Raw genomic sequence first — 26,170 nt, 5'->3', positions numbered from 1 at the left:
ACCAGCGTAGCGATCCCGGCCCGCGTCAGCCGGCGGGGACCCAGCGGCGGGCGGGCAGAGCCGTCTCCCCGCTCCCGCCCGCGCCGTCGGCCTCGACGAACCAGGCGTTCCTGTCGGGGAGCACGCTCACGACCTCGTGCAGCCGGTCGCCCACGTAGTGGAGGGCGACGCCGTCCTCCGTGGCGTACCCGGCCGGCAGCGTCCCGGCTCCCACGGCCTCGCGGAACCGGGACCGCCGGGGCTGGTCGCCCAGGTCGTCGTGGACGCCGTTGCTGAACGGCAGGAATCCCAGGCCGTCCGCGAGAGCGTCCAGGTCGTCGCCGAAGGAGTCGGTCACGCCGCCCGCGTGCCAGCACAGGCTGCCCGCGCTCTGGCCGGCCAGCACGACGCCCTTCTCCCAGCATTCGCGGAGGATCGCGTCGAGCCGGTGCGCGCGCCAGACCGCCAGCAGGTTCACCACGCTGCCGCCGGACACGAAGATCACGTCCTGGGCGAGCAGATGCGCCCGTACGTCCTTGACGTTCGGCTGCGTGAACAGCCGGAGATGCGACAGCTCCGCGTCGCCGAACGTCGCCGCCCGCGCCAGCCAGCCGTCGACGTGCTCCCGCGCGTCGCCCACCGCCGTGGGGATGAGGCACATGCGTGGCCTACGGACCCCTGCGAGCTGTCTCGCCTGCCATATCTGCACGCCGACGTGCCGGAACCCTTCGGGCGGGTTCAGCACCCCGGAGCAGGCCAGAATCTGCGGCTCCCTGGTCATGGACACGTGTCCTCGCAGCCCTCCAGCACGGAGATCTCGGGCCGGGGGTCGAAGCCGTGCTCGCTCAGCCAGCGGATCGCCCGCAGGCTGCGCAGCGACCACCACGCGCGGATCACGTCGAGGTCCACGTCGGCGCCGTAACCGGCGACGACGTCGCCGAGCCGCTCCTGGTGCCCGAGCGTCAGGGTGGCGAGGTCGAACAGGGGGTCGCCCGGGCCCGCCTCGGACCAGTCGAGCACGCCGATGACCTCGTCGCCGTCCACGAACACGTGGGTGACCTGGAGGTCGCCGTGCGCGAACACCGGCGTCCACGGCCGTAACGCGGCCTCGGCGATCCGGCGGTTGCGCGTGACCACCCGGGCGGGGAGGACGTCGTTCGCGACCAGCCACGCGCACTGGGCGTCGAGGTCCGCGGCGATCGCGTCGAGACTCCGGCCCGGCCACGGCGGCAGCGGCGCGTCGTGCAGCCTCCGCGCGGCGGCGCCCGCCGCGGCCCACGCCGCCGGCGACGCGGGCGACGGCTCGCCGAGGCGGCCGAGCGCCGTCCCGCGGAGGGCGGCGAGCGCGAGCACGGGCGGCCTGCGCCAAAGGATCTCCGGGGTCGGGACGGGCGCCGCCGCCATCGCCTCGACCTCGGCGTCGGCGCGCGCCCGATCGGCGTCGATCTTCAGGAACACGTCGCCGACGCGCAGGGTGGCGCGCTCCTTGTGGGCGACGACGACCTCGACCTCCTCCACGCCCGCCATCATCGCATCCGCGGGGATCAGACCTGCTTGAGGAAGCCTGCGTCGACGGCGAAGTCCGCGCCGGTCGTGCTGGCCGAGCGGGGTGAGGCGAGCAGGGCGACCACGTCGGCGATCTCCTGCGGCTCGACCAGCCGGCCGGTCGACAGCTTCATCATCTCGGGCGCGACCTGGGTGATCACGGTGTCGCGGTCGGTGCCGGCCTGGGCGGCGATGATGTCGGCCGCGCCGCCGCTCTCCGTCCACCACGCCGTACGGACCGGGCCGGGGGAGACGGTGTTCACCCGGACGCCCTGGGGCGCGAACTCCTCGGACAGGGCCTTGGTCAGGGTGTTGAGTCCCGCCTTGGCGGCGTTGTAGTCGACGTTCATGGGGGCGGGCATGCGGGCGTTGCCCGAGGACACGTTGACGATCGACCCGCCGCCACGGGCCAGCATCGCCGGGACGGCCGCCCGGACCGCGCGTACGACCGCGAACAGGTTGAACTCGAACATCACCCGCCAGTCCTCGTCCGTCGGGGTCAGGAACCCGAAGCGCGGCAGCGCCACGCCGGGCGGCGGCCCGCCCGCGTTGTTGACCAGGATGTCGAGCCCGCCGAACTCGGCCACGGCCCTCGCCACGAGCTGCCCGGGGACCTCGGGGTCCATCAGGTCGGCAGGGACGTGGACCAGGTCGCCGGCGAGCGCCTCCAGTTCGGGCGTGCTTTTCCGCGACGCGGCCACGACGCGGGCGCCTTCGGCGAGGAGCGTGCGGGTGACGGCCAGGCCGATGCCCTTGGAAGCGCCGGTGACAATGGCGATCCGGCCGGAAAGCTGAAGGTCCATAATGTTTTTCCTTATTTCGATCGGCTGTGCGCTCAATACGTTATGAGCCGCCGTACGAATAAGGCTGGCGCGATTCAGACTGACAATTGCCGCTGATTTCGGACCTGCCATCCGCAGCAAGGGCGGTAGCATCGCGATTTGTGGTGGATTGGGCTGTTCGGCAGGCTTCGGCGGCAGACGTGGAGGCCGTGGCCGAGTTGCGGGCCGTGGTGATGCGGGCGGATCTCGAAAGGCTCGGCCGCTACGACGAGCATCGGGTGCGTCAGCGGCTGCGCGACGCCTTCCTCCCGGCGCACACCTGGGTGATAGAGGTCGGCGGGGTCTTCGCCGGCTGTGTCGCGCTGCGGCCGGCCGGCGACGACGGCCGGAGCGGCTACTGGCTGGAGCACTTCTACCTGGACCCGCGCGCGCAGGGCAGGGGAATCGGCTCCGCGGTGCTGCGGGAGCTGCTGGAGCGATGCGACCGCGAGGACGCGGTCGTCCGGCTGAACGTGTTGCGGGGCAGTCCGGCGCGCCGGCTGTACGAGCGGCACGGGTTCACGTTCGAGCGTGCGGACGCGGTGGATGTGTACCTGGTGCGTCCGGCAGGGAGGCGACGCGGGCGCGAAGGGCTTCGGCATCCCCAGGGGCCAGCTCGGAGATGAGGGCGAGGGCCTGACGCAGCGTCTCGCCGCCCTCCCGCAGCCGGCCCGCGGCGAGCTGGGCCTCGCCGAGGCGGCGCAGGGTGCGGGCGCCGAGCGCACGTTTGCCGCCACCCCGCCAGGCGAGGGACCGGCGGTAGTAGGTGATCGCCTCCTCGTACTGGCCGAGCAGGTGGTGGATGTGGCCCATGCTGTCGAGGGTGGCGGACTCGCCGGGCAGGTCGGTCAGCTCGCGGTGGATGGCGAGCGCCTCCTCGCAGCGGCGCAGCGCCTCCTCGTACGACCCCAGCTGGGCGTGGAACCAGCCGATGTTGTTGAGCACCCGGCCCTCGCCCGCCCGGTCGCCGGCCGCCCGGCAGAGCCGCAGCGCCTCCTCACTCAGCGCCAGCCCTTCGGCGTACTGGTCGTGGCGGTCCTTCAGGACGCTGAGGTAGATGAGGCACCGGGCCTCGCCGGCCGGGTCGGCGAGCCCCGCGAACAGCTCGCGGGCCCGGCGCAGGTGCGCCTCGCCGTCCTCGTCGCGGCCCAGCCGGGTGAAGGCGTGGGCGAGCCCGACACGGGCGTGGGCCTCGGCGGCCCGGTCCTCCAGCCGGGACGCCGACTCCACCGCGATCGCGAACATCGCCGCCTGGTCGTCGGAGCGCCCGTCCTGGGACAGGAAGCCCCAGCAGGCGCCGGCCAGTTGCCAGGCGTGGCCGTCGAACCCGGAGCGGGCGGCGTGCCGGATCGCGGCGAGCAGCGTCCGGTGCTCCTGGGCGAACCACGCCTGGCTCTGCGCCCGGTCGGTGATGCGCGCCAGGACCACGCCGGGGCGGGGCGGCGGCGGCGCGAGCGGCACGCGGTGCAGCAGGTCGAGCAGCCGGTCGCCGACGCGGGCGCTGTGCAGGTAGTGGTCGAGCAGCCGGTGCAGGGCCTCGCGGCGCTCGGCCGCGGAGTCGTGCAGGCGGGTCAGCTCCTCCGCGTACGCGCGCAGCAGGTCGTGCCAGCCGTAGCGGCCCGGGGTGCGTTCGGTGGCGAGGTTGGCCCTGGTCAGCTCGGTCAGCAGGCGGCGGGCCCGCTGCACGGGGATGCCGGCCAGGCTGGCGGCCGCGGCGGTGGAGATCTCCGGGGCCGGCAGCAGGCCGCGCAGGCGGAACAGGCGGGCGGCGTCGGGGCTGAGCGCGCGGTAGGACCAGGAGAGGACGGTACGCATGTTCGTCGCGGCGTCGCCTCCGTCGAACACGTCCAGGTCCTCAGAGAAATCGCCTTCGTCGGCGAGGTCGGAGACGAGGGTGCCGAGCGGGAACGCCGGCCGCTCGTTCGCCCGCGCCGCCACGATGGCGAGCGCCAGCGGCAGCCCGGCGCACCGGGAGACGATGTCGTCCACGGCCCGCGGCTCGGCGCCCACCTTGTCCACGCCGAGCCGGCGCGTCAGCAGCTCACGCGACTGGGCGGGCGAGAACAGCCCGAGCGACAGCGTACGCGCGCCCTCCGCGGCGACCAGACCGGTCAGCTCGGCGCGGCTGGTGATCAGGGCCAGGCAGCCGGGCGCGCCGGGCAGCAGCGGGCGCACCTGGTCGGAGTCGAGGGCGTTGTCGAGCAGGATGAGCATGCGGCGCTCGGCGAGCAGGCTGCGGTAGAGCCCGACCCGGGCCTCCAGGGTGGCGGGGATGTGCTGCGGCGGCACCTGGAGCGCGTCCAGGAACAGCCGCACCGCCTCGGCGGGCGAGCGCACGCCGTGCGTGGGGCCGAAGCCGTGCAGGTTCACGTAGAGCTGGCCGTCGGGGAAGCGGTCGCGTACGCGGTGTCCCCAGTGCACGGCCAGCGTGGTCTTGCCGACGCCGCCGGTGCCGGTGATCACGCAGGGCGCGAGCACCGGGGAGCCGCCGGGCGGGAGCGTCAGCCGGTCGAGGGCGGCCAGCTCCTCCTCGCGGGCGGTGAACAGCTCGGTGTCGGGCGGCAGGTGCCGGGGGACGGCGAGCGCGGGCGACCCGCCGGCTGCGGCGGCGGCCGGGGCCTCGTGGCCGGCGAGGATCGCCTGGTGCAGCCGTTGCAGCTCCTCCCCCGGCTCGATGCCCAGGTCCTCGGCGAAGTGCCGGCGTACGCGGCGGAAGACGGCGAGCGCCTCGGTCCGCCGGTCGCCGCGCAGCAACGCCGTCATCAGCAGGGACACCAGCCGCTCGCGCAGCGGATGCTCGCCGAGCAGCGCCGCCAGCTCGGTGGCGACCTCCTGGTGGCGGCCCTGCCGCAGGTCGAGCGCGGCCCGCCGTTCCAGCGCCGTGAGCCGTTCCTCCTCCAGGCCCGGCACGACGGCGTCGGGCAGCCACCGGCCGGCGGCGTCCGCGAGCGGCGCGCCCTGCCAGAGCGCGAGCGCGGCGCGCAGCAGGCCGGCGGCGCGCTCCGGGTCCGGTTCGCCGCCGGCCTCGCGCACCAGGTCGCGGAAGCGGTGCAGATCGACGCGCTCGCGCGCGACGGTCAGGCAGTAGCCGCGCGCCGAGGTGGTCAGCGCCGCCTCGGGGAACGGGGCCAGCAGCCGGCGCAGCCGGGAGATGTGGCCCTGGATGGCGTTACGGGAGGACTCGGGCGGTTCGGCGCCCCACAGCGCCGTCTCCAGCCGCGCGACCGGCACCGGGCGTCCCGGTTCGAGCAGCAGCATGGCGAGGACGGTGCGCTGCTGCGCGGTGGACGGACCGAGGAGCCGCCCCGCGTCCCACACCCCCACCGGACCCAGCAGGCGGAACTCGACGCCCTCCCTCGTCACCCGTCCTTGCCTCCTGTTCCCGGCCGCGGGAGCGTGCCGCCAATGATCATTACTCGGCAGCCTAACCGCCGACTCAGCCGAAAGTAAGCGCCATTTCAGTACCAGGAAGCACTCTGGTCACGAGCGGCGCACCCGGCCGCACAACCCTCACGAGGAGGAACGTCATGGAGATCAAGGTCAAGAAGGTCGAGTCCGTCAAGGCCACCCAGAACCCCGCCACGTGAGGCTCTGACGTCGCCTGACGAATGTCCCGCGGGGAGCTTGCTCCCCGCGGGTTCCCTTTGCGTACTGGCCGGCGCTGGAGGCACGATGCGTGTGGCGTTGAAGGAATGCGAGTGGGAGACGATCGGCGAGGACCTCCTCGTGATCTTCGACGCTCGCGAGGCGATCACCCTGGGCGATCCCGAAGGGCAGGTGGCCGCGCTCCTGAGCGAGCTGCGCGAGGCCCCACGGACCGCCGCCGAGCTGAGCGTCGCCCTCGCCGGGCGCGGTTTCCGGCTCTCCGAGGAGGACGTCGGCAGGGGCCTCGCCGGGCTCGACTCCCTGGGCCTGGTCGAGGACGCCGACGGCCGCGCGCTCGACGATCCGCAGGAGAACGAGCGGCACTTCTCGAACCTCAGCTTCTACGGCACCTACTCCGCCCTGGACCGGCACCGGGGCGCGTTCCAGCGCTCGATGCGCGAGGCGCACGTGCTGGTGCTCGGCGTCGGCGGGGGCGGTTCCTCGCTGGTCCAGTGCCTGGCCGGGCTCGGCGTCGGCGAGATGACGCTGGTGGACCAGGACCGCGTCGAGTCGCGCAACTTCGCCCGCCAGTTCCTCTACCACCACGCCGACATCGGGCTGTCGAAGGCCGAGCGGGCCGCGGCCTGGGTCCGCGAGTACGACCCCGCCATCAAGGTCCACCCGGTCGACCGCTGGGTGTCCGCGCCGGAGGACCTGGCGGACCTGGTCCAGGGCGTGGACCTCATCGCGGGCGGCCTCGACGGCCATCCGCACGCCAACCTGTGGGCGAACGAGGCCGCCGTCCGGGCCGGGATCCCGTACGTGCTGGGGGGCGCGAACCGCAGCCAGCTCATGTACCTGTCCGTGGACCCGGGCCGCACGGCGTGCCTGGCCTGCGACTACGCCGACCGGCCGGTCGGGGACGACCCGGAGGCGGTGGCGTACCGGATCGTGGAGAACATGAAGCTGAGCAACCCGCTCACCGGGCCGATGGCGATGCAGGTGGGCTCGCTGCTCGCGCTGGAGGCGCAGCGCTATCTCACCGGGTTCGAGCCGCCGCGGGCGGCCGGGTACCGGGTCACGCTCGACCTGCGCGAGGGCCTGACGCCGGAGTGGCGGCCCCTCCCCGCGAACCCGGAGTGCCAGGTCTGCCGGCTGGCGCCGCCGCGCGAGGGTGACCGGCGGTGACGGTGCCCGCGACGGTCCGGCTCAAGCCGCTCAGCGTCGTCCCCGAGGGCGAGGACGAGGTGCTGGTGGGCGATCCGGCGACCGGTACGTTCGTGACGATCCCGGCGGTCGGCGGGGTGGTGATCGCCGCGCTCCAGCGGGGCGCGAGCGTCGAGGAGGCGGCGGCCGAGGCGGAGGAGTTCGCCGGGGAGCCGGTCAACGTGCCGTCGTTCGTCGACACCCTCGGGGAGCTCGGCTTCCTGGCGGAGGAGGGCGAGGAGGCGGCCGCGCCGGTGCGCACGGCGCCCATCCAGGCCCGCCGGTGGATGACCGGCATCCGCCCGGAGACGGTCCGCCCCTTCTTCGGCCCCGTCGCCTGGACCTTCTACGCCGCCTGCCTGATCTACTCGGTGGCCGTCGTCGTCGTCCGCCCCGGCCTGGCCCCCGACCCCGCCGAGGACGCCTTCGCCTTCGGCGACACCGGGCTGAGCGCGCTCGCCTGGCTGCCGTTCGTGTGGTTCGCGGCGGCCAGCCACGAGTGCGGGCACTGGCTCGGCGCGCGGGCCCTCGGCATCCAGACCCGCTTCGGCGTCGACCGCCGCCTGTGGATGCTCGTCTTCGAGACCGACCTCACCCAGCTCTGGACGCTGCCGCGCCGGCAGCGGTACGGGCCGCTGCTGGCCGGCCTCGCCGTCGACTCCGTGCTGCTGGCCGCGCTGCTCACCGGCCGGCTGCTGATCGACACCGGCGTGTGGGACGCTCCCGAGCTGGTGGCCTCGCTGCTGGCCGCGTGGTCGTTCATCAAGATCATGCAGATGCTCTGGCAGAGCCTCGTGTTCCTGCGCACCGACCTCTACGCGGTGCTGGTGAACGCACTCGGCTGCCGCAACCTGTGGCGGGTGAAGACGCTGATGCTGCGGCGGGCGTTCGGGCGGCTGAGCGAGGAGGAGGCCGCCGAGCTGGCCGACGCGACCGACACCGACCTGCGGGTGGGGCGCTGGTTCCGCTGGGTGTGGCTGGCGGGCTTCGCCGGCGTGGTCGCCTGGTTCTGCCTGCTGCTGCTGCCGGTCTTCGCCGAGGTGCTGCGCTGGACGGCCGAAGGGCTGGCCGAGGGGCCCCTGACCGCCGCGTTCTGGTATCGGCTGCTCTGCGCCGGGCTGCTGCTCGGCCCCGAGACGCTGGCGCTCTCCCTGGCCGTCAAGGAGTACGTGGCGCGCCTCGCCGCCCGGCGCTGATCAGGCGGCCGTGAGCGCCATGGCGACCACGACCGGCGTCAGGTAGAGCAGCGGGAACGGCACGTGCCCGTACGAACGGGCGCGGAGCACGGTGACGACCGCGCCCGTGAAGTAAACCACCAGGCCGATCCCGGCGGCCACGCCGATCGGGGGCACGACCAGCCCGGCGAGCAGGCCGGCCGCGCCCAGCGCCTTGGCCGTGCCGAGCCAGGGCCACGCGGCGCGCGGCACGCCGTACTCGGCGAGCGGCTCCACGACCCACTTGGCGCGGATGAAGACCGACAGGGCCGAGAACCCCACCCAGAGGGCGGTGAGGACGGTGACGACGACAGCGGCGGTGGACATCGGTGGCTCTCCTTCCGGCGTTACGGATGCCGGGCCGCGTACGGCCCGGCATCTCGTTGACCCCTCAGCCGCCGGAAGTGTGACCGCTCAGGTACGACGCCAGGCGAGCAGTCCGTCGGGGGCGTCCTCGCGGGTGAAACCGGCGCCGGTGAGCTCGCTCTCGATGGTCGGCCAGAGCGGCCGGTAGGCCTCGCCGACCAGCTCCTCCTCGCTGATCACCGTGTCGCCCTCCTCGATGCGGTGGATGAAGCGGCCCTCGAAGGTCTCCTCGTCCAGCCGGGTGAGCCCGGACCAGATGGAGTAGGTGTGGCGGCCCACCTGGCGGCTCTCCAGCTTCTCGACCGGCCGCGTGGCGGGCGCGCCGCCGTCGTGCCAGGTGAAGACGAGCAGGCCGCCGGGCTCCGTGAGCTCGGCGAGCAGCGGCCAGAGCCGCTTGCGGTAGTCGTGCGGCATCGAGTACATGACGTTGATCATCACGACGGCCTCGACCGGCTCGGGCACCCGCGCGGCGAGCGCGTCGCAGGGCAGGACGGTGACCCGGTCGAGGAGCTCGGGACGGCCGCACAGCCGGGACAGCAGGATGCCGCGCATGCCGTCCGAGGGCTCCAGCGCGAAGATCTCCGCCGGGGTCCACTCGGCCAGCGAGACGGTGATCAGGCCGGAGCCGGCGCCGATCTCCAGGATGCTGCGCGTCACCCCGGTCAGGAGCGGCGGCAGCTTCTCACGGATGATCGGGACGTGACCGTTCTCGTGGAACAGGTCGTAGAAGGGGAGGGAGATGAAGTCGGCCATGAGCGGCAACCGTAGTGCACGTCCGGATCACGCCGTGCCCGCCCGGAGGCGGGAGATCACGGTCTCGGCGGGGCGGCCGAGCACGCGTTCGAGGTCGGGGGTCTGCCGCTCCAGCGCGCCCGCGCGGATCCTGGCGGAGATCCAGCCCATGGGCCCCTCGCCGGCGTCGGTCTCGCGGTAGGTGGCGCCCAGGGCCGCGGCGACCTCCGGGTACGTCCACAGCGGCCCGGTGAAGTCGTAGGCCCGGCCCAGATGGCCGTCGCCGCCGGTCAGGACGTTCGCCGCGGCGGCGGCGAGGTCGGCGCGGAAGGCGGTGTTGAGCCCCCGGCCGCCGGTGGAGCTCACGATCTCCCCGTCCGCGGTGACGCGCGGCACGAACGCGTCGCTGTAGTAGGGGTGGCGGAGCAGCGTGTAGGGCAGGCCGCTGTCGACGATCGCCCGCTCGGTCACGTGGTACGCCTCGGTCAGGCCGGTGGCGGCGGTGTCGGCGCCGAGGAAGCTGGTGAAGACGATCGCGCCCACGCCGGTCTCCTTGGCGGCGGCCACGGCGGCCAGGTGCTGCTCGATCCTGCGGGCGGTGTCGAGCTCGGGCGAGGAGATCAGCAGGAGGCGGTCGGCGCCCTCGAAGGCGGCCCGCAGGCTGCGGGGGTCGTCGTAGTCGCCGTGGCGGGCCGGGACGCCCTCGGGCGCGCGGGCGGGTTCGCGGACGGCGGCCGTCACCTCCGCTCCGGTCGCTCGCAGCCGGTCGAGGACGAGGCGGCCGAGCGCGCCGGAGGCGGCCGTGATCACGATCATGCGGGAAGGGCTCCTTCGCGGGGGGACCGCCCCAGTGAACTCCCGCCGGGCACGGCCGCGCCACGCATTTTCCCGGCTCACCCCTGATCGGGCAGGCGGTTCAGCCATTTGCGCCGGACCTCCGCCTCCACGTCCACGCCGTGGTGGCGGGCGAGGAGCAGCACCTGGCACAGGACGTCGGCCAGCTCCGCGCGGAAGTCGGCCTCGATCTCGGCCGGGGTGCGGCCCCTGGTCCTGGCCCTGCCGGTGCGGGTGAGGAACGCCTGGGTGAGCTCGCCGACCTCCTCCTGCAGCTTCAGCATGTGCCAGATGTCGTCCCGCTCGACGCCGAGCGAGGCGGCGTACCGGCTGGAGACGGACTCGATCGCGTCGGAGAGCTGCCGCAGGTCCACCCCCGGAGTGTACGGCCCGCACGGGCCGGGCCTATGGGGGATCGAGATTCGGTAAGCGGGGTGCCATGAGGGGCGTTTCGCCACGCTCCGTGCATCCGTGCCGTCCATCATTCGGAACGGACGACGGCGGCGAGAGGCGAGAGGACGGGGCGATGCGGGACATCGAGGTGTTGCTGGAAGCCGGTCCGCGCGGCAGCCAGGGGCTCACCGTCCGGGTGTCCGGGCGGTTGCGGCCGGGGATGGAGCACGGCGAGCGGCGCGTGCCGAAGCCGCCCCCTCCCCCGGAGTTCGACGACGACCTGCTGGACCCGGGCGGCTGCGAGTTCTGAGGCGCCCGGCGCGGTTTCGCCCATGGCGATTCCGCTGCGGGCGTGCAAGGGCACGCGCGGGCCACCGCCTGCGCCAGAGTGGGCGCCATGAGAATCCTGGTGCTGGGCGGCACGGAGTTCGTGGGGCGCGCGGTCGTCGAGGAGGCGCTCGGCCTCGGGTGGGACGTCACCGTGTTCAACCGGGGCACCCACGCGCCACCGGCCGGGGTCACCGCGCTGCTCGGCGACCGCACGGCCCCCGGCGGCCTCGCGGCGCTGGAGCGCGGCGAGTGGGACGTCGTGGTCGACACCTGGTCGTGGGCGGCCTCGGCGGTGCGTGACGCGGCCGCGCTGCTCGCCGGGCGGGCGGGCCACTACGTCTACGTCTCCAGCAGATCCGTTCACGCCGAGCCGGTGGCGTTCGGCGCCGACGAGAGCGCGCCGGTGGTGACGGCCTCGGCCGACGACGACGATCCCTCCGACTACGCCAGGAACAAGGCGGGCGGCGAGCTGGCGGCGGTGGCGGCGTTCGGGGAGCGGGCGCTGCTGGCCAGGGCCGGGCTGATCATCGGGCCGCACGAGAACGTCGGGCGGCTGCCGTGGTGGCTCGGCCGGATCGCGCGGGGCGGGCCGGTCCTCGCGCCCGGCCCCGCCGAGCAGGGGCTCCAGTACATCGACGCGCGCGACCTCGCGCTGTGGTGCCTGCGGGCGGCCGAGCGCGGCGTCGGCGGGGCGTTCAACGTGGTGAGCCCGCCCGGGTTCGTGACGATGCGGGAGATCCTGGAGACCTGCGTCGAGGTGACGGGGGCGGCGGCGCAGCTGCGCTGGGTCGAGCCGGAGACGATCCTGGCGGCCGGGGTGCAGCCGTGGACGGAGCTGCCGTTCTGGCTGGTCGGGTCCGACTACGACTTCCTGCACGGCGGCGACGTGTCGAAGGCGGTGGCGGCCGGGCTGAGCTTCCGGCCGGTGGCCGAGACGGTGGGCGACACGTGGGCGTGGCTGCGCGGCATCGGCGGCGAGGCGCCGCACCGCCCCGACCGCCCCCGCATCGGCCTCGACTCGGAGGTGGAGGCCCGCCTGCTGGGCTCATGACCAGGCCGAGTCGTCAGCGGCGGTAGGTGCGGACGAGGTCGAAGCCGGCGGCCAGCAGGGCGATGGAGACGCACGTGAGCACCACCAGGAGGCCGTGGCGGAAGGCGGTCGGCCAGCCCTGGGGAAGGGAGCTGAAGAAGACCGAGCCGGCGGCGGCGATGCCGATCGACGAGCCGAGGCGCTGACCGGTCTGCAGCACGCCCGCCGCGCTGCCGCCGCCGGCAGGCGGCACCTCGGACAGGGTGATCGCCTGGTTCGGCGAGATGACCAGGCCGCTGCCCACGCCCGCGATCAGCAGCGGCAGGGCGGTGGCCAGGCCGACGTTGTGACCGGGCACGAGCGCGGTGGCGGCCATCGTGGCGCACAGCCCGACGATCACGGTCGTGAGCCCGGCGGCCACCAGCCGGCGGCCCGCCCGGCCCACCAGCCGTCCGCCGACCACGGAGGCGGAGGCCGAGCCCAGCGCGAACGGCGTGATCGACAGCCCCGCCATGAGGGGGCTGTAGTCGAGGCCGCTCTGCAGGTAGAGCGTGAAGGTGAAGAAGATGCCGGTGAAGCCCGCGAAGTAGAACAGGGCGATGGCGGAGCCCAGGCTGTAGGAGCGCTTGCGGAAGAGCGCCAGGTCGATCAGGGGTTCGCGGCGGTAGGCGCGCTCCCACGCCACGAAGACGCCCAGGACGATCAGGGCGGCGGGGACGAGCAGCCACTTCGCCTGGCCGTGCCACTGGTGCTGCTGGATGAAGGGCAGGAGCAGGCAGCCCACGCCCAGGCCGAGCAGCACGACGCCGACGGGGTCCATGCTCTCCCGCCGCCTGGAGAGCTGCGCCGGGTCCGGGGTGGGGAGCACGCGGTGGGCCAGCGGGAGGAGGGCGAGGCCGATCGGGAGGTTGACCAGGAAGACCCAGCGCCACCCGAACTCCGTACCGAACCCGGTCACCAGCGCTCCGCCGATCAGGGGGCCGGCCGCCGTGGAGACGCCGATGGTGGCGCCCAGGGCGCCGAAGGCGCGGCCCCGCTCGTGCCCGCGGAACATCTGCTGGATCAGCCCCGACACCTGCGGGTTCAGCATCCCGGCCGCCATGCCCTGGAGGAGTCTCGACACGATGAGCACGTTCATGTTCCAGGCGAGCCCGCAGGCGACGCTGGCCAGCGTGAACAGCACCACCCCCCACATGAACAGCGTGCGCCGGCTCCGCGCGTCCCCCAGCCGCCCGGCCGGCACCAGCAGCAGGCCGAACGTGAGCGCGTACCCGGACAGCGTCCACTGGAGGCCGTCCTCCATCGCGTGCAGGCCCTCGCGGATGGACGGCAGCGCCACGTTCACGATGCTGACGTCGAGCCCGGTCATGAACGCCGCCACCAGGCAGACGGCGAGCGCACGCCCGCGCGGGTCGGCCCGCCATGACGACGCCTTCATCAACGGCTGCCCTTCCCCCGGCCTGCGGATATCGTCCTTCCCTAACCAGGATTTCGTCGCCGTAACGATCCCGATATCCCCATAGGGTGGGTTTCGTCACAGACCGGTTGTAACGTCCGGATCATGGACACGATGGCCGTCGAGCAGAACGGCATCAACGCGGTCCCCGAGGCGGAGCGGCACGGCCGGCCGGGCGACCTCTTCTGGCCCTGGGCCGGCTCCAACCTGTCGCTGTTCGGGGTCGCGTTCGGCGTCTACATCGTCGGGCTCGGGCTCGGCGTCGTCCCCGCGATCATCACCGGCGCCGTCGGGTACGTCCTGTCGTTCCTGCTGGTCGGCCTGGTCGCGGTCGGCGGCACCCGGTCCGGCGTGCCGACGATGACGCTGGGCCGGGCGCCCTTCGGCTACCAGGGCAACAAGCTGCCCGCCACGCTGTCGTACATCTCGAACGTCGGCTGGGAGATCGTGCTGGTCACGCTGTCGGCGCAGAGCGGGGCGGCCATCCTCGCCCGGCTCGCGCCCGATCTCCCCCGCACGACCGCCACCGCCGTCTGCTTCGCCGTCGCGGCGCTGGTCGTGATCGCCGTCGGCGTGTACGGACACGCGCTGATCATGGTGGTGCAGCGGTACCTGACGTACGCGTTCGTCGTGCTGACCGTCGTCTACATGGCGCTCATGACGCCCAGGCTGGGCGTGTCGCTGGAGACCACCACCGGAGCCGGCGGCTGGATCGGCGGGATCATCTTCGCGATGACGCTGCTCGGCCTCGGCTGGGTCAACTGCGGCGCGGACTACTCGCGTTACCTGCCCTCCCGCTCGTCCGGGCGGGCGGTGGCGTTCTGGACGACGCTCGGGGGCGCGCTGCCGCCGATGGTGCTGCTGGTGTTCGGGGTGCTGCTGGCGGGCGGCGACCCGAAGTTCGCCGAGGCGGCCGGGGGCGATCCGGTGGCGGCGCTGGCGGGGGCGTTGCCGACGTGGTTCCTGCTGCCTTATCTGCTGACCGCGATCGGCGGGTTCCTGGCCGGGGCGATCATGGACATCTACTCGTCCGGGCTGTCGATGCTGGCGCTCGGGGTCCCGGTGCGGCGGCATCTCGCGGTGCTCATCGACGGGGTGCTCATGGTGCTCGGCGGCTACTACCTGCTGTTCGTCAGCGACAGCTTCTTCGGCACCTTCCAGGCGTTCCTGGCGATCGTCGGCGTGGTGATGGCCGCCTGGGTGGCGATCTTCCTGGTGGACATGTGGCGGATGCGTGACGGCGGGCGCGGCTACGACGAGCGGCTGCTGCGTCCCGGCGGGCCCGCCGTCAACTGGACGGGGGTCGCCGCGCTGGTCGTCGCGTCGGTCGTCGGGATGGGGCTGATCACCTCGGCGGACGAGAACATCGCGAAGGTCGTCGGGTTCCTGATGAGCGAGGAGCTGAAGGGGTCCACGTTCGGGGCGGCGAACATCGGCGTGGTGATCGCGCTGGTGGTGGCCGGGGTGCTGTACTTCGCGGCCACGGCGCCGGTGAGCGCGCGCCGCCGCGCGGAGGACCGGACCGGCGCCTGAGACCCGGCACCGCCGGGTGCGTCGCGCCGGCGGCCGATCGCCGTTACTGTTGGTGATCGATGATGGACATACCGTTGCGACTGCTGGCGTGGGCGGTGCATCTCACGGTCTTCGGGCTGCTGGCGATGGCCGTGGTCACCGTGCTGCGTGAGGACCAGGTGGGGATCGCCGCGGGTGGCGTGCTGCTCGGCGCGCTCTACGCGGCCGGGCCGTCGGCCGAGGGGCGTCCGGTGGCCGGGCCCGTGTGGCTCGGGGCGGTGACGGCGCTCTGGCTGGTGCTGGCCGTCGTTTCCGCGCCGTTCGTGTGGCCGGCGTTCCCGCTGCTCTACGCCTTCGTACGGGTGCTGCCGCTCTGGCTGGCGATGTTCGGGGTGGGGGCGGTGACGTCCGCGGCGGTCCTCGCGGCGGCATGGCACGCGGGCGAGCTGACGGTGCCGCTGGTGGTGGGGCCCGCGCTGGCGGCGGTCGTGGTCACGCTGCTCGCGCTCGCCTGCCGGTCCATGCGCGAGCATGCCGGCGGGCCCGTTCAGGAGCGGCCCGCGCCGCCGGTCACGCCGTGACGATGGCGAAGTCCGGGATCGGATGGTCGAGGACGGCCACCAGGCGCTTGAGCGCCGTCGTGTCGCCCTCACGCTCCACGCCCTCCACGCCCTTGCCCGCCATCAGCCCCACGAGCTGCGCCTTCGTCAGCCGCAGGGTCAGGTCGGGCGGCACGTCGGCGGGCGGGTTCGGCTGGTGGATGAGGGCGCCGTTGGACAGGGTCGTGCGGTGGCGCTCGCCGAGATCGGTGAGGTGCCAGTCGATGGCCAGGCGTTCGTGCCAGGCGCGCGGCCCGTCCACCCGTACGGCGAGCGTGTCGAAGATCTGCGCCACGCTCAGCGCGGCGAGCACGTCCGGCGGGGTCCGCTCCGGCGTGGCGGGCACGATGCCGTCGGTGAGCTCCAGCGCGGCCATCAGGTAGAAGTTGCGCCAGGCGGCGTTCTCCGCGCCGTGGCCGAGCCGGGTGTAGACCTCGGCGAGCAGGTCGCGGGCCTCCTTGTTGCCCTCGTCGGCGAAGATGGCGTGGTTGAGCAGCTGGACGGCGAAGCGCAGGTCGTTCTCGCCGAGATAGCGGCGGGCGCAGGCGACCACGGCCGCGCCGCCGCCCAGGCAGTCGACGTACCTGATGGCGCTCTCCCTCGGCGGGTGCTCCCAGAGGTGGGCCGGGTTGCCGTCGAACCAGCCGAGGTAGCGCTGGTAGACGGCCTTGACGTTGTGCGCGGTCGAGCCGTGGTGGCCGCGGGCGTGCCAGGCGTGCTCCAGCTCGGGCGGCAGGCGTACGGCCTCGGCGATCTCGGCGGCGGTCAGGCCCTTGTTGAGCAGGCGCAGGGTCTGGTCGTGCAGGTACGCGTACAGGTCGCGCTGCCGGGCGAGGTAGCCGGCGATGCCGTCGCCGCCCCAGGTGGGCCAGTGGTGCGCGGCGAGCGCGACGTCGGCGTGCGGGGCGAGCAGGGCGAGCGCCTCGTCGAGGTGGCGGGACCACGCCCGGGGGTCGCGGACCGCGGAGCCGCGCAGGGACAGGACGGCGTGCTGGCCGCGACCGGCGTTCTCGGCGAGGAACAGCGCCCGGTGCGCGGGCAGGAGGATGCTCAGCTCGGCGGGCGCGCCGCCGCCGGGGGTGAGCTGGAAGAGCAGCTGCACGCCGTCGACGGTCTCCTCCTGACCGGTACGGGCGACCTCCAGCGTGGGCGGGAGCAGCGAGCGGGTGCCGGGGGCGACGGTCATGCCGAGGCCGGAGCCGAGCTGGCCCTCCGGCGAGCGGGGCAGGGCGGGGCCGTACATGTAGACGGCGCGGCGGGCCCGCGCGGGTCCTGCGTACAGGCTCTCCGCGACCGCGTGCTCCAGGAACCCGGCGGCGGCCAGGATCGGGACGCCGCCGTGGGTGACGCCGCGCCCGCCGCCGAAGTGGTCGGTGTGGGGATGGGTGTAGACGACGCCGGTGACGGGGCGCTCCCCGCGGTGGGCGCGGTAGAGCTTGAGCGCGGCGGCGGCGCACTCGACGGAGCCGAGCGGGTCGATGACGACGACGCCCCGCTCGCCCTCGACCAGCGTCATGTTGGCCAGGTCGAGGCCGCGCACCTGATAGACGCCCGGGGTGACCTCGTACAGACCTTGGCGGGCGCAGAGCCTGGCCTGGCGCCACAGGCTGGGGTGGGCCGTCTCGGGGCGTTCGTCGTGGAGGAAGTCGTAGGCGTCGATGTCCCAGATGACCCTGCCGTCGGCCGTTTTGATCACTCCGGGGTCGAGCTTGGCGATGAAGCCGCGATCGGCGTCCTCGAAGTCGCCCGTGTCGCGAAGTGGAAGGTCTGCCATGTCTGTCCGCCTGCCCGGGAGAGGTTCCCGGGTAGCTCAACAATTCCCCCTTAGAGCATGAATCTCGGGCAATAGGGACAAGCGGGACGGCCGGTCGGGTGGTTAGAGTGATCGTTCATGGGAGCGTGCGTGTTCGATCTCGATGGCGTGCTGGTCGACTCCGAGCCGGTGTGGGAGGAGGTGCGGCGGGCGTTCGTGGCCGAGCACGGCGGCACGTGGCAGCCGGACACCCAGTCGCGGCTCATGGGCATGAGCACCGGCGAGTGGGCCGCGTACCTGCACGAGCTGGGCGTGCGCCTGTCCCCCGACGAGATCGCGCGCGGGGTCGTCGACCAGATGGCCGCCCGCTACCGCGACGAGGTGCCGCTGATGCCGGGCGCGGTGGAGGCCGTACGGCGGCTCGCGGCCGGGCGCGTGCTCGGGCTCGCCAGCTCGTCCCCCCGCCGGTTGATCGACGTGGTGCTGGACGCGGCCGGGCTGACGGACTGCTTCGCGGCCACGGTCTCGACCGAGGAGGTCGAACGGGGCAAGCCCGCGCCCGACGGCTACCTGGAGGCGGCCCGGCGCATGGAGGTGGACCCGCGCGGCTGCGTCGCGGTCGAGGACTCCAGCAACGGGCTGCGCTCCGCGCACGCGGCGGGCATGCGGGTCATCGCGGTGCCGCACCCCCGCTACCCGCCCGCCCCTGACGCGCTGGCGCTGGCCTGGCGGGTCCTGCCCGACCTCGCCGCGCTCACCCCCGACCTGCTCCCCTGAGCGCCGCCATCGCGATCAATCCTCGAGCTGCCGCATCTCCACGCCCGCGTCACGCAGCTTCTCGAAGGACTGTTTCGCTTTCAGCGCCTCCTCGCGCCCTTTCCACCAGGACGTTTTGGATATTCGGGTGATCCGCGCGAGGCCGGGCGGCTTGTCCTCGATCTCGCGCTGCATGCGGTTGCGCACTTCTCTCGGAATCCGGCCGGGCGGCTCGTCCGGCGGAGGAGGAACATACACCTGGGTCAGCCTCCGGGGGTAACCCCTGGGGAGGTCCATGCCCCGGCGAATGATCTCTGCCGCCCGAATCTGCCACATGACGCTGTCGACGGTCTGCAGGAGATCGAGGACATCAGCCAGATAAGGATCGGAAAGCGGTATCGCCGCCGCCGGCCCTCCGATGACGACCTGCAGAACCTCAGTCATGATTTCCGGATTTCAGCGCTCGGGAATCACCCCGGTCAGTACATTCTGATCACCTGCGCGGTCACCCGGCGGGCCTGGTGGGAGGCGAGGTAGGTGATCACCTCGGCCACCTCCTCCGGCAGGCCGACACTGCCGAGCGGGCCGTGCTCGCGGGCCAGGCTCTCCACCTCCTCGTTGATCCAGCCGGTGTCGGTGATCGGGGGGTGGACCATGTTGGCGGTGACGCCGTGGCGGCCCAGCTCGTGGGCCGCCGACATCGTGTAGCTCTCCTGGGCCGACTTGGCCGCGCCGTAGCTGACCTCGCCGGGGAAGCCGTGCGGCCCTGCGGAGGTCAGGCCGATGATGCGGCCCCAGCTCGCGCCGCGGGCGACGTGCCGCCGGGCGAACTCGGCGATGAGCAGCGCGGGCGCGCGCACGTCCACCGCGAACTGGCGGTCGTGCGTCGCGGCGTCCACCCGCCGCGTCGGGCGGCCGAAACCGTCGTGCTCCTGTGCCGCGAAGGTGTCGCTGACCCAGCCGCTCGCGTTGTTGACCAGGATCTCGACCGGGCCGAACGCCGCCTCCGCCAGGTCGAACAGCCGGCCGGGAGTCTCCGGGTCGGCGAGGTCGGCCTCCGCCGACTCCGCCCTGCCGCCCGCCTCGCGCACCCGCGCCACGACCTCGCCGGCGTCGCGGGCGCGCAGCCGGTCGTACGCCTCGGGATAGGCCGGATGCTTCAGCGGGTCGAGCCGTTTGTACGTCAGGAAGACCGCCACCCCCTGGGCCGCCAGCGCGATCGCGGCCGCCGCCCCGATGCCCTGATTGGCGCCAGTGATCAACGCGACCTTTCCAGTGAGGCGAGGATCGATCATAGTGACCATCATGCACGTCGCGACCGACCGGCTGCTGAGCCGTTTCCTGGAGACCGTGGAGCCCGCCGTCCCCCTCGTCGCGCTGTGGGCCCACGGGTCGCTGGCGACCGACGACTACCAGCCCGGCCGCAGCGACCTCGATCTCATCGCGATCGTGGACGAGCCGGTCACGATGGGGCACTGGCGGCGGATCAAGGCCGTGCACCGCGGCCTGGACCTGCCGCTGGCGGATCGGCTGCACTGCTCGTACATCGCCCGCCAGGAGCTGGCCGATCCGTCCGCCGAGCACGTGACGTGGGCGCACGAGGAGATCTTCCGCCGCCCGGTGACCCCCGTGACCCGGCGCGAGCTGCACGTGAAGGCGCTCGAACTGTACGGGCCGTCGCCCGCCGACCTGCTGCCGCCTGTGTCGGACGCCGAGCTGGCCGAGTTCGTCCGTACGGACCTGCGGGACTTCTGGCTGGAGAAGACGCGCGGGCGGCGGCGCTGGCTGCGGGACATCTGGGTGGACCTCGGCACGGTGACGATCGCGCGGGCCGCGGTCACGCTCGCCGACGGGCGGCTCGTCACCAAGCGGGAGGCCCTGGACCTGCTGCCGGGGATGGGCGCGCCCGAGCTCGTGGTGGCCGACGTGCGCGCCCGCAGGTACGGCACGCCGGGCCCCCGGCTCAGCCGCTTCCGCCGGGCCAAGCTGGCCCGCGCGTTCATCAGGTCGGCGATCAGGAAGACGCTGGCCTGAGCAGGACGGTCAGGCGGGTCAGCGCCTCGGTGATGCGGTCCGGGGTGAGGCCGAGCCGGTCGCGCTGGTAGCCGTACACCTCGGGGGCGAGGGGGGCGAGCAGCACCTCCACCAGCGCGTCCGGGTCGGGTGTGCCGGCCGCCACGAGCAGGGCCCGTACGTGGGCCCGCCAGAAGCCGTACGCGCCGGTCTCGAAGCGCGAGCGGCCCACCTCCGTGCCCAGCACCAGGTGGGCGTGGTCCTCCAGCAGGCGCACCATCGCGGCGTAGAAGGCGGCGAGCCGGTCGGCGGGCGGCGCGCCGGGGCCGAGCGGCGGCTCGCCGCGCAGCAGCCGTTCCTGAAGCGCGCGTTCGTGCTCGTCGAGCAGCGCGACGGCGATCGAGGCGCGGTCGGGATAGCGCCGGTAGAGCGTGCCCCGGCCGACGCCGGCCCTCTTGGCGATGTCGTCCATCGTCACGTCCTGCGGAGGGCGCTCGGCGAAGAGTGCGGCGGCGGCCTCCAGGATTCTGGCGCGGTTGCGGGCGGCGTCGGCTCTTTCCATGCGCCCATTGTATGTGGACACAGCGTCCGCTTATAGTGAAGTGGACACAGCGTCCACATATCTGAGGAGAATCACGATGCTGCTGCACCTGGACGCCAGCGCGCGCCGGAACTCGTTCTCGCGTCAGCTGTCCGCCGAGTACGCCGACGCCTGGCGCGCCGCCCACCCCGGCGCCGGCTACACCTACCGCGACCTCGCGGCCCGCCCCGTGCCGCACATCGGCGAGGCGTGGACGGAGCTGTGCGACCACGTCCTGGAGCACGAGATCACCGACCCCGCCCGCTACCAGGAGGCGGTCCGCACGCCCGCCCAGCGGGACGCCTGGGCGATCGTCGAGCCGCTGCTCGCCGAGGTCCTCGCGGCCGACGTCGTGCTGATCGGCACGCCGATGTACAACTACTCGATCCCGTCGTCGCTCAAGGCGTGGCTCGACCAGATCACCTTCCCCAAGATGTCGCTGGCGGGCCGCTCGTTCGTGGTGACCGGCGCGCGGGGCGGCGCGTACGGCCCCGGCACCCCCCGCGAGCCGTACGACCACGAGGAGCGCTACCTGCGCGACTTCTTCCGCGGCCACTTCCAGGTCGAGGACGTGACGTTCGTCCACGCCGAGCTGGTCAACGCCCGTCTCGACCCGGCGCTCGCCCACCTGCGCGAGCGGCACGAGGAGTCGCTGGCCGCGGCCCGCGCCCAGGTCCGCGCCCAGGCTCTCACGGCGGCGGCCCGATGAGCTGGCTCGTCCTGCTGCTGGCCGGGCTGGTGGAGGTGGCCTGGTCGCAGAGCATCAAGCCGACCCAGAACTTCACCCGCCCCCTGCCCACGCTGGTCAGCCTGCTGCTCATGGCCGCCGCCGTCTGGCTGCTGTCGCGGGCAATGAACACGCTGCCGGTCGGCACCGCGTACGCGGTCTTCACCGGCATCGGCGCGGTCGGCGCGATCACGCTGGGCGTGGTGCTCCACGACGACCCCGTCTCGGTGGGACGGATGGCCGCGCTCGGGCTGATCGTGGGAGGGATAGTGTTGGCCCGGGTCACGGCCTGACACGAGGGAAGGGCGAGCGATGGTGGACATCAGGAACTCGTACGTGATCGCCGCGACGTCGGCGGTGTCGCTGCTCGGGCAGCCGGCGGTGACGGCGGGCTGGGACAAGCCGAGCGCGCTCACCGAGTTCAGCGTGGCGGGGCTGGCGGGGCACCTGGCGCACCAGATCGTCCGGGTTCGCGACGTGCTCGACTCCGACGGCGCCGGTCACGAGCCGATCGACCTCCTGGAGCACTACTCGCGCTCGCCGTGGGTGGAGGCGGGCCTCGACCACGAGATCAACGTCGGCATCCGGCGGGGCGGCGAGGCCGCCGCGGCCGACGGCCCGGCCGCGCTGGTCGAGCGGACGCGGGCGCTGCTCGACACGCAGATCACCGCGCTGCCCGCCGAGCCCGCCGACCGGGTGGTCCACGTGAAGGCGTCCGGCTGGGCGCTCACCCTGGACGACTTCCTGCTCACCCGCCTGGTCGAGCTGGTGGTCCACGCCGACGACCTGGCCGCGAGCGTGGGCGTCGAGACGCCCGCGCTGCCGCCGGAGGTCATCAGGCCCGTGGTCGAGCTGCTGGCCCGGCTGGCGGTGCACCGCCACGGTGCGACGGCGGTCATCCGCGCGCTGAGCCGGGCCGAGCGCGCCCCGGCCACCATCAGCGCCTTCTAGGAGCTCACGCGGTCACCAGGCGCAGGGCGGCGGCCACCTCGCGGCCCGACAGCGCCCGCTCGGGATCGAGCAGCCACTGGGACAGGAACCCGGTGAGCAGCGCCTGGTAGAGCGCGCCGGTCAGCCGGGCACGCTCGGGGTCGGCGCCCGGCTCGCCGCCCTCGAAGAGCTCCGCGAGCCCCTCCTGGGCCTCCCTGTTCGCGGCGGCGAGCTGGTCGCGCACCTCCGGCAGGTGCTCGACCTGGCCCAGGAGTTCGAGCTGCGTCACCCAGAGCGGCCGCAGCCGCGCGAACGACTCCAGCACCCGGTCCCACACGACGGCGAAGCGCTCCAGCCGGTCCGCGCCCGGCGCCGGCCCGGCCGACAGCGTGGCCGACAGCGTGGCCGCCAGCTCCTCGCCCCACTCCCGCATGACCTCGAACAGCGCCTCGTTGAGCAGCGCCTCCTTCGACTTGAAGTGGTAGCCGATGGCCGCGAGGCTCACGCCCGACGCGCTCGCGACGTCGCGCGCCGTGGTGCGGACGTAGCCCTTCTCGACCAGGCACCGCTTCGCGCCCGCCAGCAGGTCCTCTCTGTTTCCCATGCTCACAAACTAGCACAATCGTCCTAGACAATCGTCTAAGACAGATGTACTGTCTGCGGCATGGCGAACATCCTCATCTCCGGCGCGAGCATCGCCGGCACGTCCGCGGCCTACTGGCTGCGCCGGCACGGCTTCACCGTCACCGTGGTCGAGCGGGCCCCCGCCGTCCGCTCGGGCGGCTACAAGGTGGACCTCAGGGGCGCGGCGCTGCGGGTGATCGAGCGCATGGGCCTCATGGACGCGGTCCGCGCCCGCGCCACGGACATGCGCGTCGCCACCCACTACGACGCCGACGGCAGGAAGGTCGCGACCATGGACGCCGACCTGTTCGGCGGGCGCTCGGGCGACGACGTCGAGATCATGCGCGGCGACCTCAACGAGCTGCTGTACGAGCTGACCCGCGACGAGGTCGAGTACGTCTTCGACGACTCGGTCACGGCCATCGCCGAGGACGGCACCGTCAGCTTCGAGCGCTCAGGACCGCGCGTGTTCGACCTGGTGATCGGGGCCGACGGCGCGCACTCCAACGTCCGGCGGCTCGCGTTCGGCCCGGAGGAGGGCTTCGTCCGCCACCTCGGCCACTACATCTCGATCTGCTCGGTGCCCGACCCGCTCGGCCTGGACCGCGAGGAGGCGGTGCACGCGGCGCCCGGTCGCACCGCCAACGTCTACAGCACCCGCCAGGACGACGGCGTGGCCAGGGCCATGTTCATCTGGTCGTCCCCGCCGCTCGTCTACGACCACCGGGACGTCGAGCGGCAGAAGGAGCTGCTGGCCGCGGCCATGTCCGGGATGCGCTGGGAGGTGCCGCGGCTGCTCGACGCGGTGCGCGCGGCCGACGACCTCTACTTCGACGCGGTCTGCCAGATCCGCATGGACCTCTGGTCGAAGGGGCGGGTGGTGCTGCTCGGCGACGCGGCGTACTGCGCCTCCCCCGCGTCGGGGCAGGGCACGAGCCTGGCGGTGGTGGGGGCGTACGTGCTGGCCGGCGAGCTGGCGGCGGGCCGCGGCCCGGAGGGCTACGAGCGGGAGCTGCGCGACTTCGTCGCGGCCAACCAGGCGCTGGCGGACGCCAACCTCAATGGCATGGTGATCCCGTCGCGGTTCGCCCTGTGGTTCCAGCTCGCGATGATCCGGCTGATCCCCCGCCTGCCGGGCCGCGACCGCATGGTGGAGCGCGTGGCCGGGCCGATCCACAAGGCGGCGAACGCCATCGCGCTCAAGGATTACGTGGAATGAATCATTCCGTTCTGCTAGACTGAGAGCAGAACGTTCCGTTCCAAAAGAGGGGCCTCACCATGATCGTTCTCGTCACCGGCGCCACCGGGACCGTCGGCCGTCTCGTCGTCGAGGAGCTGCTCGCCGCCGGGCAGCGGGTCCGCGCCCTGACCAGGAACCCCGCCAGGGCCGCGCTGCCCGAGGGCGTCGAGGTGGTCGCGGGCGACCTCGCCAGGCCCGCCGAGCTGGCAGGTGTCTTCGACGGCGTCGAGGCCGCGCACCTCATCAACTTCGCGGGCGACGACTACGCCCCGCTCCCCGACGGCGCCGCCCTGGTCGAGCTGGCCGCCGCGGCCGGCGTGCGGCGGGTCACCGTGCTCGGCGGGCGCGAGGACGGCGAGCTGGAGCGGGCGCTCGCGGGCAGCGGCATCGAGTGGACGCTGCTGCACCCGGTCGAGTTCATGTCCAACACGCTGCGCTGGTGGGCGGAGACGGTCCGGACCGAGGGCGTCATCAAGGAGCCGTTCGGCGACCGGCTGAGCGCGCTGGTGCACGAGCGCGACATCGCCGCCGTGGCCGCGACCGTGCTCACCGAGGGCGGGCACGGCGGGCGGGCGTACGTGCTGACCGGCCCCGAGGCCATCACGCTCAGGGAGAAGGTCGCGATCCTGGCCGGCGCCATCGGCAGGGACGTACGCTTCGTCGAGCTCACCGTGGACGAGGCCCGCGCCAAGTGGCGCGCCGACGGCATGGGCGAGGAGACCGTCGAGTTCCTGATCGGCGCGCTCGGCCACACGCCGGAGATCGGCTACACCGTCGTCCCGACCGTCAAGGAGGTCACCGGCCGGGACGCCAGGAGCTTCCGTCAGTGGGCCGAGGAGAACGCCGCCGTCTTCCGCCCCTGATCGACGACCTCGGGACAGGCGGGGACCGGCGTGCTGCGCCCCCGCAGATGGCGGTCGAGGAAGGCCGCGAGGTGATCACGGGTGATCCGCAGCGCCCGCGCGCCGTCGAGCTCCTGCGCGGGGATGCCGAGCGGGGGCCGGAGCACGGCGTAGTCAACGAAGGCGGAGTGGTCGGTCCCGGCGATCGTGATCCACTTCTTCGGGCCCTTCAGGTGGGCCCAGGACTTCTTCCACGAGTCGTCGCTGCCGTCCCACGCATGCGTACGCGGCGAGCCGATCAGCAGGAACGGCCGGTCCAGGCGCTCGACCGGCGGGATGAAGGTGCCGTCCAGGTTGGCGCCGGCCTTGACCCGGCGGTCCTTCGCCAGGACGGCGGCGGCGCTGTTGCCGCCCATCGAATGGCCGGCCACGGCGATCCGCGCACGGTCGACGGACCGGCCCCAGCGCCCCGCCGTCAGCTCGTCCAGCACGAAACTCACGTCGGCCGCCCGCCCGGCCGCGACGACGGCGCCGTCCTGGCCGGGGACGCAGGCGAGACACGTGGTCGTGCGGCCGTCGGGGAACGTGGTGGCGACCGACTCGTAGGTGTGCTCGACGGCCGCGACCAGATAGCCCCGGCTCGCCAGGTCCTCGCCGAGCGAGGTCAGGGTGGCGCGGGGGAAGGTGAAACCGGGCGAGAGGACGACGAGCGGATGGCGGCCCGCGCGGACGGAAGCCTCCCGCCCGGCGTGGGTCCTGACCTGGGTGAGCGCGTCCGGGGGGACGTCACGGTAGGGGGCGAGGACCGCGGCGGACTCCTGCGGGCTCAGGTAGCGCGCCCGCTCGCCGTTGTCGCGCCGGGCCGGGTACCAGAGGGTGACCATCAGCTCGCGCCGGTCCGCCTCCGGGTTCCAGGGGTCGGGCCGGCTCTCGTCCACCAGGTGCAGGTCGGTCGTGCCCACGGGCAGCGGCCCGGTGGGCTCCGGCAGCGCGAGGTCCGCCTGCGGCGGCACCGCGACCAGGGACAGGGCGGTCAGGATCTTCAGCATGGGAGCCAATCTGGCGGCGGGAGCCGCCGGGGTGTGCGCCCCGATCGTCGGTCG

29 protein-coding genes are annotated in these 26,170 nt (G+C 73.3%); 14 read left to right on the top strand and 15 right to left on the bottom strand.

The genetic code is table 11. The annotated features are described in order from the left end of the window. Window positions 1-25: 25 nt before the first annotated feature. The 3 genes from ACBR40_RS35225 to ACBR40_RS35215 are packed head-to-tail and all read right to left on the bottom strand — an operon-like array spanning window position 26 to window position 2,327. Window positions 26-760 carry a peptidase E gene (locus ACBR40_RS35225; protein WP_344207984.1) on the bottom strand — a complete coding sequence of 245 codons (735 nt, stop codon included), beginning with the start codon at window positions 758-760 and terminating at the stop codon, window positions 26-28. Then, window positions 757-1,497, bottom strand: a complete 741-nt coding sequence (locus ACBR40_RS35220; RefSeq protein ID WP_371251531.1) for a phosphotransferase family protein — start codon at window positions 1,495-1,497, stop codon at window positions 757-759. The genes ACBR40_RS35225 and ACBR40_RS35220 overlap by 4 nt, the downstream gene beginning before the upstream one ends. 26 nt (window positions 1,498-1,523) lie before the next feature. After that, on the bottom strand, window positions 1,524-2,327 hold the full coding sequence (locus ACBR40_RS35215) for an SDR family NAD(P)-dependent oxidoreductase (RefSeq protein WP_344207986.1): 804 nt from the start codon (window positions 2,325-2,327) through the stop codon (window positions 1,524-1,526). Window positions 2,328-2,515: 188 nt separating this feature from the next. On the opposite strand from ACBR40_RS35215, the gene ACBR40_RS35210 reads away from it, so the two are divergent. Further along, window positions 2,516-2,971: a GNAT family N-acetyltransferase gene (locus ACBR40_RS35210; protein WP_371251530.1), complete on the top strand. Its 456-nt coding sequence runs from the start codon at window positions 2,516-2,518 to the stop codon at window positions 2,969-2,971. Here ACBR40_RS35210 and ACBR40_RS35205 read toward each other — a convergent pair. Beyond that, window positions 2,865-5,708: a BTAD domain-containing putative transcriptional regulator gene (locus ACBR40_RS35205; protein ID WP_371251529.1), complete on the bottom strand. Its 2,844-nt coding sequence runs from the start codon at window positions 5,706-5,708 to the stop codon at window positions 2,865-2,867. The two genes, ACBR40_RS35210 and ACBR40_RS35205, sit on opposite strands and share 107 nt — an antisense overlap. A 309-nt stretch (window positions 5,709-6,017) precedes the next feature. On the opposite strand from ACBR40_RS35205, the gene ACBR40_RS35200 reads away from it, so the two are divergent. Together ACBR40_RS35200 and ACBR40_RS35195 are read left to right on the top strand one after the other, a co-directional pair. After that, window positions 6,018-7,118, top strand: coding sequence for a ThiF family adenylyltransferase (locus ACBR40_RS35200; RefSeq protein WP_371251528.1), 1,101 nt, complete (start codon window positions 6,018-6,020; stop codon window positions 7,116-7,118). After that, window positions 7,115-8,332 carry a hypothetical protein gene (locus ACBR40_RS35195; RefSeq protein WP_371251527.1) on the top strand — a complete coding sequence of 406 codons (1,218 nt, stop codon included), beginning with the start codon at window positions 7,115-7,117 and terminating at the stop codon, window positions 8,330-8,332. The genes ACBR40_RS35200 and ACBR40_RS35195 overlap by 4 nt, the downstream gene beginning before the upstream one ends. On the opposite strand, the gene ACBR40_RS35190 is transcribed toward ACBR40_RS35195, so the two are convergent. The 4 genes from ACBR40_RS35190 to ACBR40_RS35175 form a co-directional block, all read right to left on the bottom strand. Further along, window positions 8,333-8,677: a DoxX family protein gene (locus ACBR40_RS35190; protein WP_364459705.1), complete on the bottom strand. Its 345-nt coding sequence runs from the start codon at window positions 8,675-8,677 to the stop codon at window positions 8,333-8,335. Window positions 8,678-8,764: 87 nt separating this feature from the next. After that, entirely contained in the window at window positions 8,765-9,469 is a 705-nt protein-coding gene (locus ACBR40_RS35185; RefSeq protein ID WP_344207993.1) for a class I SAM-dependent methyltransferase, read from the bottom strand. Window positions 9,470-9,496: 27 nt separating this feature from the next. Then, window positions 9,497-10,264: an NAD(P)H-binding protein gene (locus ACBR40_RS35180; RefSeq protein ID WP_371251526.1), complete on the bottom strand. Its 768-nt coding sequence runs from the start codon at window positions 10,262-10,264 to the stop codon at window positions 9,497-9,499. A 77-nt stretch (window positions 10,265-10,341) separates the two neighbouring features. Continuing rightward, window positions 10,342-10,656: a MazG nucleotide pyrophosphohydrolase domain-containing protein gene (locus ACBR40_RS35175; RefSeq protein ID WP_344207995.1), complete on the bottom strand. Its 315-nt coding sequence runs from the start codon at window positions 10,654-10,656 to the stop codon at window positions 10,342-10,344. Between the two features lie 152 nt (window positions 10,657-10,808). Here ACBR40_RS35175 and ACBR40_RS35170 point away from each other — a divergent pair, with 152 nt between their 5' ends. Continuing rightward, window positions 10,809-10,985, top strand: coding sequence for a hypothetical protein (locus tag ACBR40_RS35170; protein ID WP_371251525.1), 177 nt, complete (start codon window positions 10,809-10,811; stop codon window positions 10,983-10,985). 87 nt (window positions 10,986-11,072) lie between these two features. Beyond that, entirely contained in the window at window positions 11,073-12,056 is a 984-nt protein-coding gene (locus ACBR40_RS35165; RefSeq protein WP_371251524.1) for an NAD-dependent epimerase/dehydratase family protein, read from the top strand. Window positions 12,057-12,069: 13 nt separating this feature from the next. Here the strand turns inward: ACBR40_RS35165 and ACBR40_RS35160 are convergent, their stop codons facing one another. Next, window positions 12,070-13,473 carry an MFS transporter gene (locus ACBR40_RS35160; RefSeq protein WP_344207998.1) on the bottom strand — a complete coding sequence of 468 codons (1,404 nt, stop codon included), beginning with the start codon at window positions 13,471-13,473 and terminating at the stop codon, window positions 12,070-12,072. Window positions 13,474-13,596: 123 nt separating this feature from the next. Here ACBR40_RS35160 and ACBR40_RS35155 point away from each other — a divergent pair, with 123 nt between their 5' ends. Further along, window positions 13,597-15,024: a cytosine permease gene (locus tag ACBR40_RS35155; RefSeq protein ID WP_371251523.1), complete on the top strand. Its 1,428-nt coding sequence runs from the start codon at window positions 13,597-13,599 to the stop codon at window positions 15,022-15,024. Between the two features lie 59 nt (window positions 15,025-15,083). Next, a complete protein-coding gene (locus tag ACBR40_RS35150; RefSeq protein ID WP_371251522.1) occupies window positions 15,084-15,584 on the top strand; it encodes a hypothetical protein in 501 nt (166 codons plus the stop codon). Here the strand turns inward: ACBR40_RS35150 and ACBR40_RS35145 are convergent. Then, a complete protein-coding gene (locus ACBR40_RS35145) occupies window positions 15,574-17,376 on the bottom strand; it encodes an alkyl/aryl-sulfatase (protein ID WP_371251521.1) in 1,803 nt (600 codons plus the stop codon). The genes ACBR40_RS35150 and ACBR40_RS35145 overlap by 11 nt on opposite strands. A 129-nt stretch (window positions 17,377-17,505) precedes the next feature. On the opposite strand from ACBR40_RS35145, the gene ACBR40_RS35140 reads away from it, so the two are divergent. Then, window positions 17,506-18,132, top strand: coding sequence for an HAD family hydrolase (locus tag ACBR40_RS35140; RefSeq protein ID WP_371251520.1), 627 nt, complete (start codon window positions 17,506-17,508; stop codon window positions 18,130-18,132). A 15-nt stretch (window positions 18,133-18,147) separates the two neighbouring features. On the opposite strand, the gene ACBR40_RS35135 is transcribed toward ACBR40_RS35140, so the two are convergent. Further along, a complete protein-coding gene (locus ACBR40_RS35135; RefSeq protein WP_371251519.1) occupies window positions 18,148-18,555 on the bottom strand; it encodes a hypothetical protein in 408 nt (135 codons plus the stop codon). A 35-nt stretch (window positions 18,556-18,590) separates the two neighbouring features. Next, window positions 18,591-19,406, bottom strand: a complete 816-nt coding sequence (locus tag ACBR40_RS35130; RefSeq protein ID WP_371251518.1) for an SDR family NAD(P)-dependent oxidoreductase — start codon at window positions 19,404-19,406, stop codon at window positions 18,591-18,593. Window positions 19,407-19,416: 10 nt separating this feature from the next. Between ACBR40_RS35130 and ACBR40_RS35125 the strand changes: the two genes are divergently transcribed. Then, the gene (locus ACBR40_RS35125; protein WP_371251517.1) at window positions 19,417-20,145 is read left to right on the top strand and encodes a nucleotidyltransferase domain-containing protein; all 729 of its coding nucleotides are present in this window, start codon (window positions 19,417-19,419) and stop codon (window positions 20,143-20,145) included. Here the strand turns inward: ACBR40_RS35125 and ACBR40_RS35120 are convergent. Next, a complete protein-coding gene (locus ACBR40_RS35120) occupies window positions 20,126-20,686 on the bottom strand; it encodes a TetR/AcrR family transcriptional regulator (RefSeq protein ID WP_371251516.1) in 561 nt (186 codons plus the stop codon). The two genes, ACBR40_RS35125 and ACBR40_RS35120, sit on opposite strands and share 20 nt — an antisense overlap. Window positions 20,687-20,762: 76 nt before the next feature. Between ACBR40_RS35120 and ACBR40_RS35115 the strand changes: the two genes are divergently transcribed. The 3 genes from ACBR40_RS35115 to ACBR40_RS35105 are packed head-to-tail and all read left to right on the top strand — an operon-like array spanning window position 20,763 to window position 22,382. Further along, entirely contained in the window at window positions 20,763-21,413 is a 651-nt protein-coding gene (locus ACBR40_RS35115) for an FMN-dependent NADH-azoreductase (RefSeq protein ID WP_371251515.1), read from the top strand. Then, window positions 21,410-21,724, top strand: coding sequence for a multidrug efflux SMR transporter (locus tag ACBR40_RS35110; RefSeq protein ID WP_344208012.1), 315 nt, complete (start codon window positions 21,410-21,412; stop codon window positions 21,722-21,724). The genes ACBR40_RS35115 and ACBR40_RS35110 overlap by 4 nt, the downstream gene beginning before the upstream one ends. A 19-nt stretch (window positions 21,725-21,743) precedes the next feature. Then, window positions 21,744-22,382, top strand: a complete 639-nt coding sequence (locus ACBR40_RS35105) for a maleylpyruvate isomerase N-terminal domain-containing protein (protein WP_371251514.1) — start codon at window positions 21,744-21,746, stop codon at window positions 22,380-22,382. 4 nt (window positions 22,383-22,386) lie between these two features. On the opposite strand, the gene ACBR40_RS35100 is transcribed toward ACBR40_RS35105, so the two are convergent. Then, on the bottom strand, window positions 22,387-22,965 hold the full coding sequence (locus tag ACBR40_RS35100; RefSeq protein ID WP_371251513.1) for a TetR/AcrR family transcriptional regulator: 579 nt from the start codon (window positions 22,963-22,965) through the stop codon (window positions 22,387-22,389). 60 nt (window positions 22,966-23,025) lie between these two features. Here ACBR40_RS35100 and ACBR40_RS35095 point away from each other — a divergent pair, with 60 nt between their 5' ends. Both ACBR40_RS35095 and ACBR40_RS35090 read left to right on the top strand, forming a co-directional pair. Next, the gene (locus ACBR40_RS35095; protein ID WP_371251512.1) at window positions 23,026-24,204 is read left to right on the top strand and encodes an FAD-dependent monooxygenase; all 1,179 of its coding nucleotides are present in this window, start codon (window positions 23,026-23,028) and stop codon (window positions 24,202-24,204) included. A 59-nt stretch (window positions 24,205-24,263) separates the two neighbouring features. Continuing rightward, the gene (locus ACBR40_RS35090; protein WP_371251511.1) at window positions 24,264-25,088 is read left to right on the top strand and encodes an NmrA family NAD(P)-binding protein; all 825 of its coding nucleotides are present in this window, start codon (window positions 24,264-24,266) and stop codon (window positions 25,086-25,088) included. Here ACBR40_RS35090 and ACBR40_RS35085 read toward each other — a convergent pair. Beyond that, window positions 25,049-26,116, bottom strand: coding sequence for an alpha/beta hydrolase family protein (locus ACBR40_RS35085; RefSeq protein WP_371251510.1), 1,068 nt, complete (start codon window positions 26,114-26,116; stop codon window positions 25,049-25,051). The genes ACBR40_RS35090 and ACBR40_RS35085 overlap by 40 nt on opposite strands. Window positions 26,117-26,170: the final 54 nt, after the last annotated feature.

It is taken from the genome of Nonomuraea sp. AD125B (genome assembly GCF_041402765.1).
GTDB lineage: Bacteria > Actinomycetota > Actinomycetes > Streptosporangiales > Streptosporangiaceae > Nonomuraea > Nonomuraea bangladeshensis.
Note: the sequence above shows the minus strand (reverse complement) of the source record. Positions and strands in the feature narration are given on the sequence as shown.

Excerpts from the sequence above, each read along its gene's own strand:
- ACBR40_RS35115 (WP_371251515.1), top strand. The coding sequence starts at position 20,763 with ATGCTGCTGCACCTGGACGCCAGCGCGCGCCGGAACTCGTTCTCGCGT.
- ACBR40_RS35170 (WP_371251525.1), top strand. The coding sequence starts at position 10,809 with ATGCGGGACATCGAGGTGTTGCTGGAAGCCGGTCCGCGCGGCAGCCAG.
- ACBR40_RS35190 (WP_364459705.1), bottom strand. The coding sequence starts at position 8,677 with ATGTCCACCGCCGCTGTCGTCGTCACCGTCCTCACCGCCCTCTGGGTG.
- ACBR40_RS35155 (WP_371251523.1), top strand. The coding sequence starts at position 13,597 with ATGGACACGATGGCCGTCGAGCAGAACGGCATCAACGCGGTCCCCGAG.
- ACBR40_RS35165 (WP_371251524.1), top strand. The coding sequence starts at position 11,073 with ATGAGAATCCTGGTGCTGGGCGGCACGGAGTTCGTGGGGCGCGCGGTC.
- ACBR40_RS35090 (WP_371251511.1), top strand. The coding sequence starts at position 24,264 with ATGATCGTTCTCGTCACCGGCGCCACCGGGACCGTCGGCCGTCTCGTC.
- ACBR40_RS35125 (WP_371251517.1), top strand. The coding sequence starts at position 19,417 with ATGCACGTCGCGACCGACCGGCTGCTGAGCCGTTTCCTGGAGACCGTG.
- ACBR40_RS35225 (WP_344207984.1), bottom strand. The coding sequence starts at position 760 with ATGACCAGGGAGCCGCAGATTCTGGCCTGCTCCGGGGTGCTGAACCCG.
- ACBR40_RS35135 (WP_371251519.1), bottom strand. The coding sequence starts at position 18,555 with ATGACTGAGGTTCTGCAGGTCGTCATCGGAGGGCCGGCGGCGGCGATA.
- ACBR40_RS35095 (WP_371251512.1), top strand. The coding sequence starts at position 23,026 with ATGGCGAACATCCTCATCTCCGGCGCGAGCATCGCCGGCACGTCCGCG.
- ACBR40_RS35180 (WP_371251526.1), bottom strand. The coding sequence starts at position 10,264 with ATGATCGTGATCACGGCCGCCTCCGGCGCGCTCGGCCGCCTCGTCCTC.
- ACBR40_RS35085 (WP_371251510.1), bottom strand. The coding sequence starts at position 26,116 with ATGCTGAAGATCCTGACCGCCCTGTCCCTGGTCGCGGTGCCGCCGCAG.
- ACBR40_RS35215 (WP_344207986.1), bottom strand. The coding sequence starts at position 2,327 with ATGGACCTTCAGCTTTCCGGCCGGATCGCCATTGTCACCGGCGCTTCC.
- ACBR40_RS35130 (WP_371251518.1), bottom strand. The coding sequence starts at position 19,406 with ATGATCGATCCTCGCCTCACTGGAAAGGTCGCGTTGATCACTGGCGCC.
- ACBR40_RS35150 (WP_371251522.1), top strand. The coding sequence starts at position 15,084 with ATGATGGACATACCGTTGCGACTGCTGGCGTGGGCGGTGCATCTCACG.
- ACBR40_RS35145 (WP_371251521.1), bottom strand. The coding sequence starts at position 17,376 with ATGGCAGACCTTCCACTTCGCGACACGGGCGACTTCGAGGACGCCGAT.
- ACBR40_RS35100 (WP_371251513.1), bottom strand. The coding sequence starts at position 22,965 with ATGGGAAACAGAGAGGACCTGCTGGCGGGCGCGAAGCGGTGCCTGGTC.
- ACBR40_RS35105 (WP_371251514.1), top strand. The coding sequence starts at position 21,744 with ATGGTGGACATCAGGAACTCGTACGTGATCGCCGCGACGTCGGCGGTG.
- ACBR40_RS35120 (WP_371251516.1), bottom strand. The coding sequence starts at position 20,686 with ATGGAAAGAGCCGACGCCGCCCGCAACCGCGCCAGAATCCTGGAGGCC.
- ACBR40_RS35200 (WP_371251528.1), top strand. The coding sequence starts at position 6,018 with ATGCGTGTGGCGTTGAAGGAATGCGAGTGGGAGACGATCGGCGAGGAC.
- ACBR40_RS35110 (WP_344208012.1), top strand. The coding sequence starts at position 21,410 with ATGAGCTGGCTCGTCCTGCTGCTGGCCGGGCTGGTGGAGGTGGCCTGG.
- ACBR40_RS35185 (WP_344207993.1), bottom strand. The coding sequence starts at position 9,469 with ATGGCCGACTTCATCTCCCTCCCCTTCTACGACCTGTTCCACGAGAAC.
- ACBR40_RS35160 (WP_344207998.1), bottom strand. The coding sequence starts at position 13,473 with ATGAAGGCGTCGTCATGGCGGGCCGACCCGCGCGGGCGTGCGCTCGCC.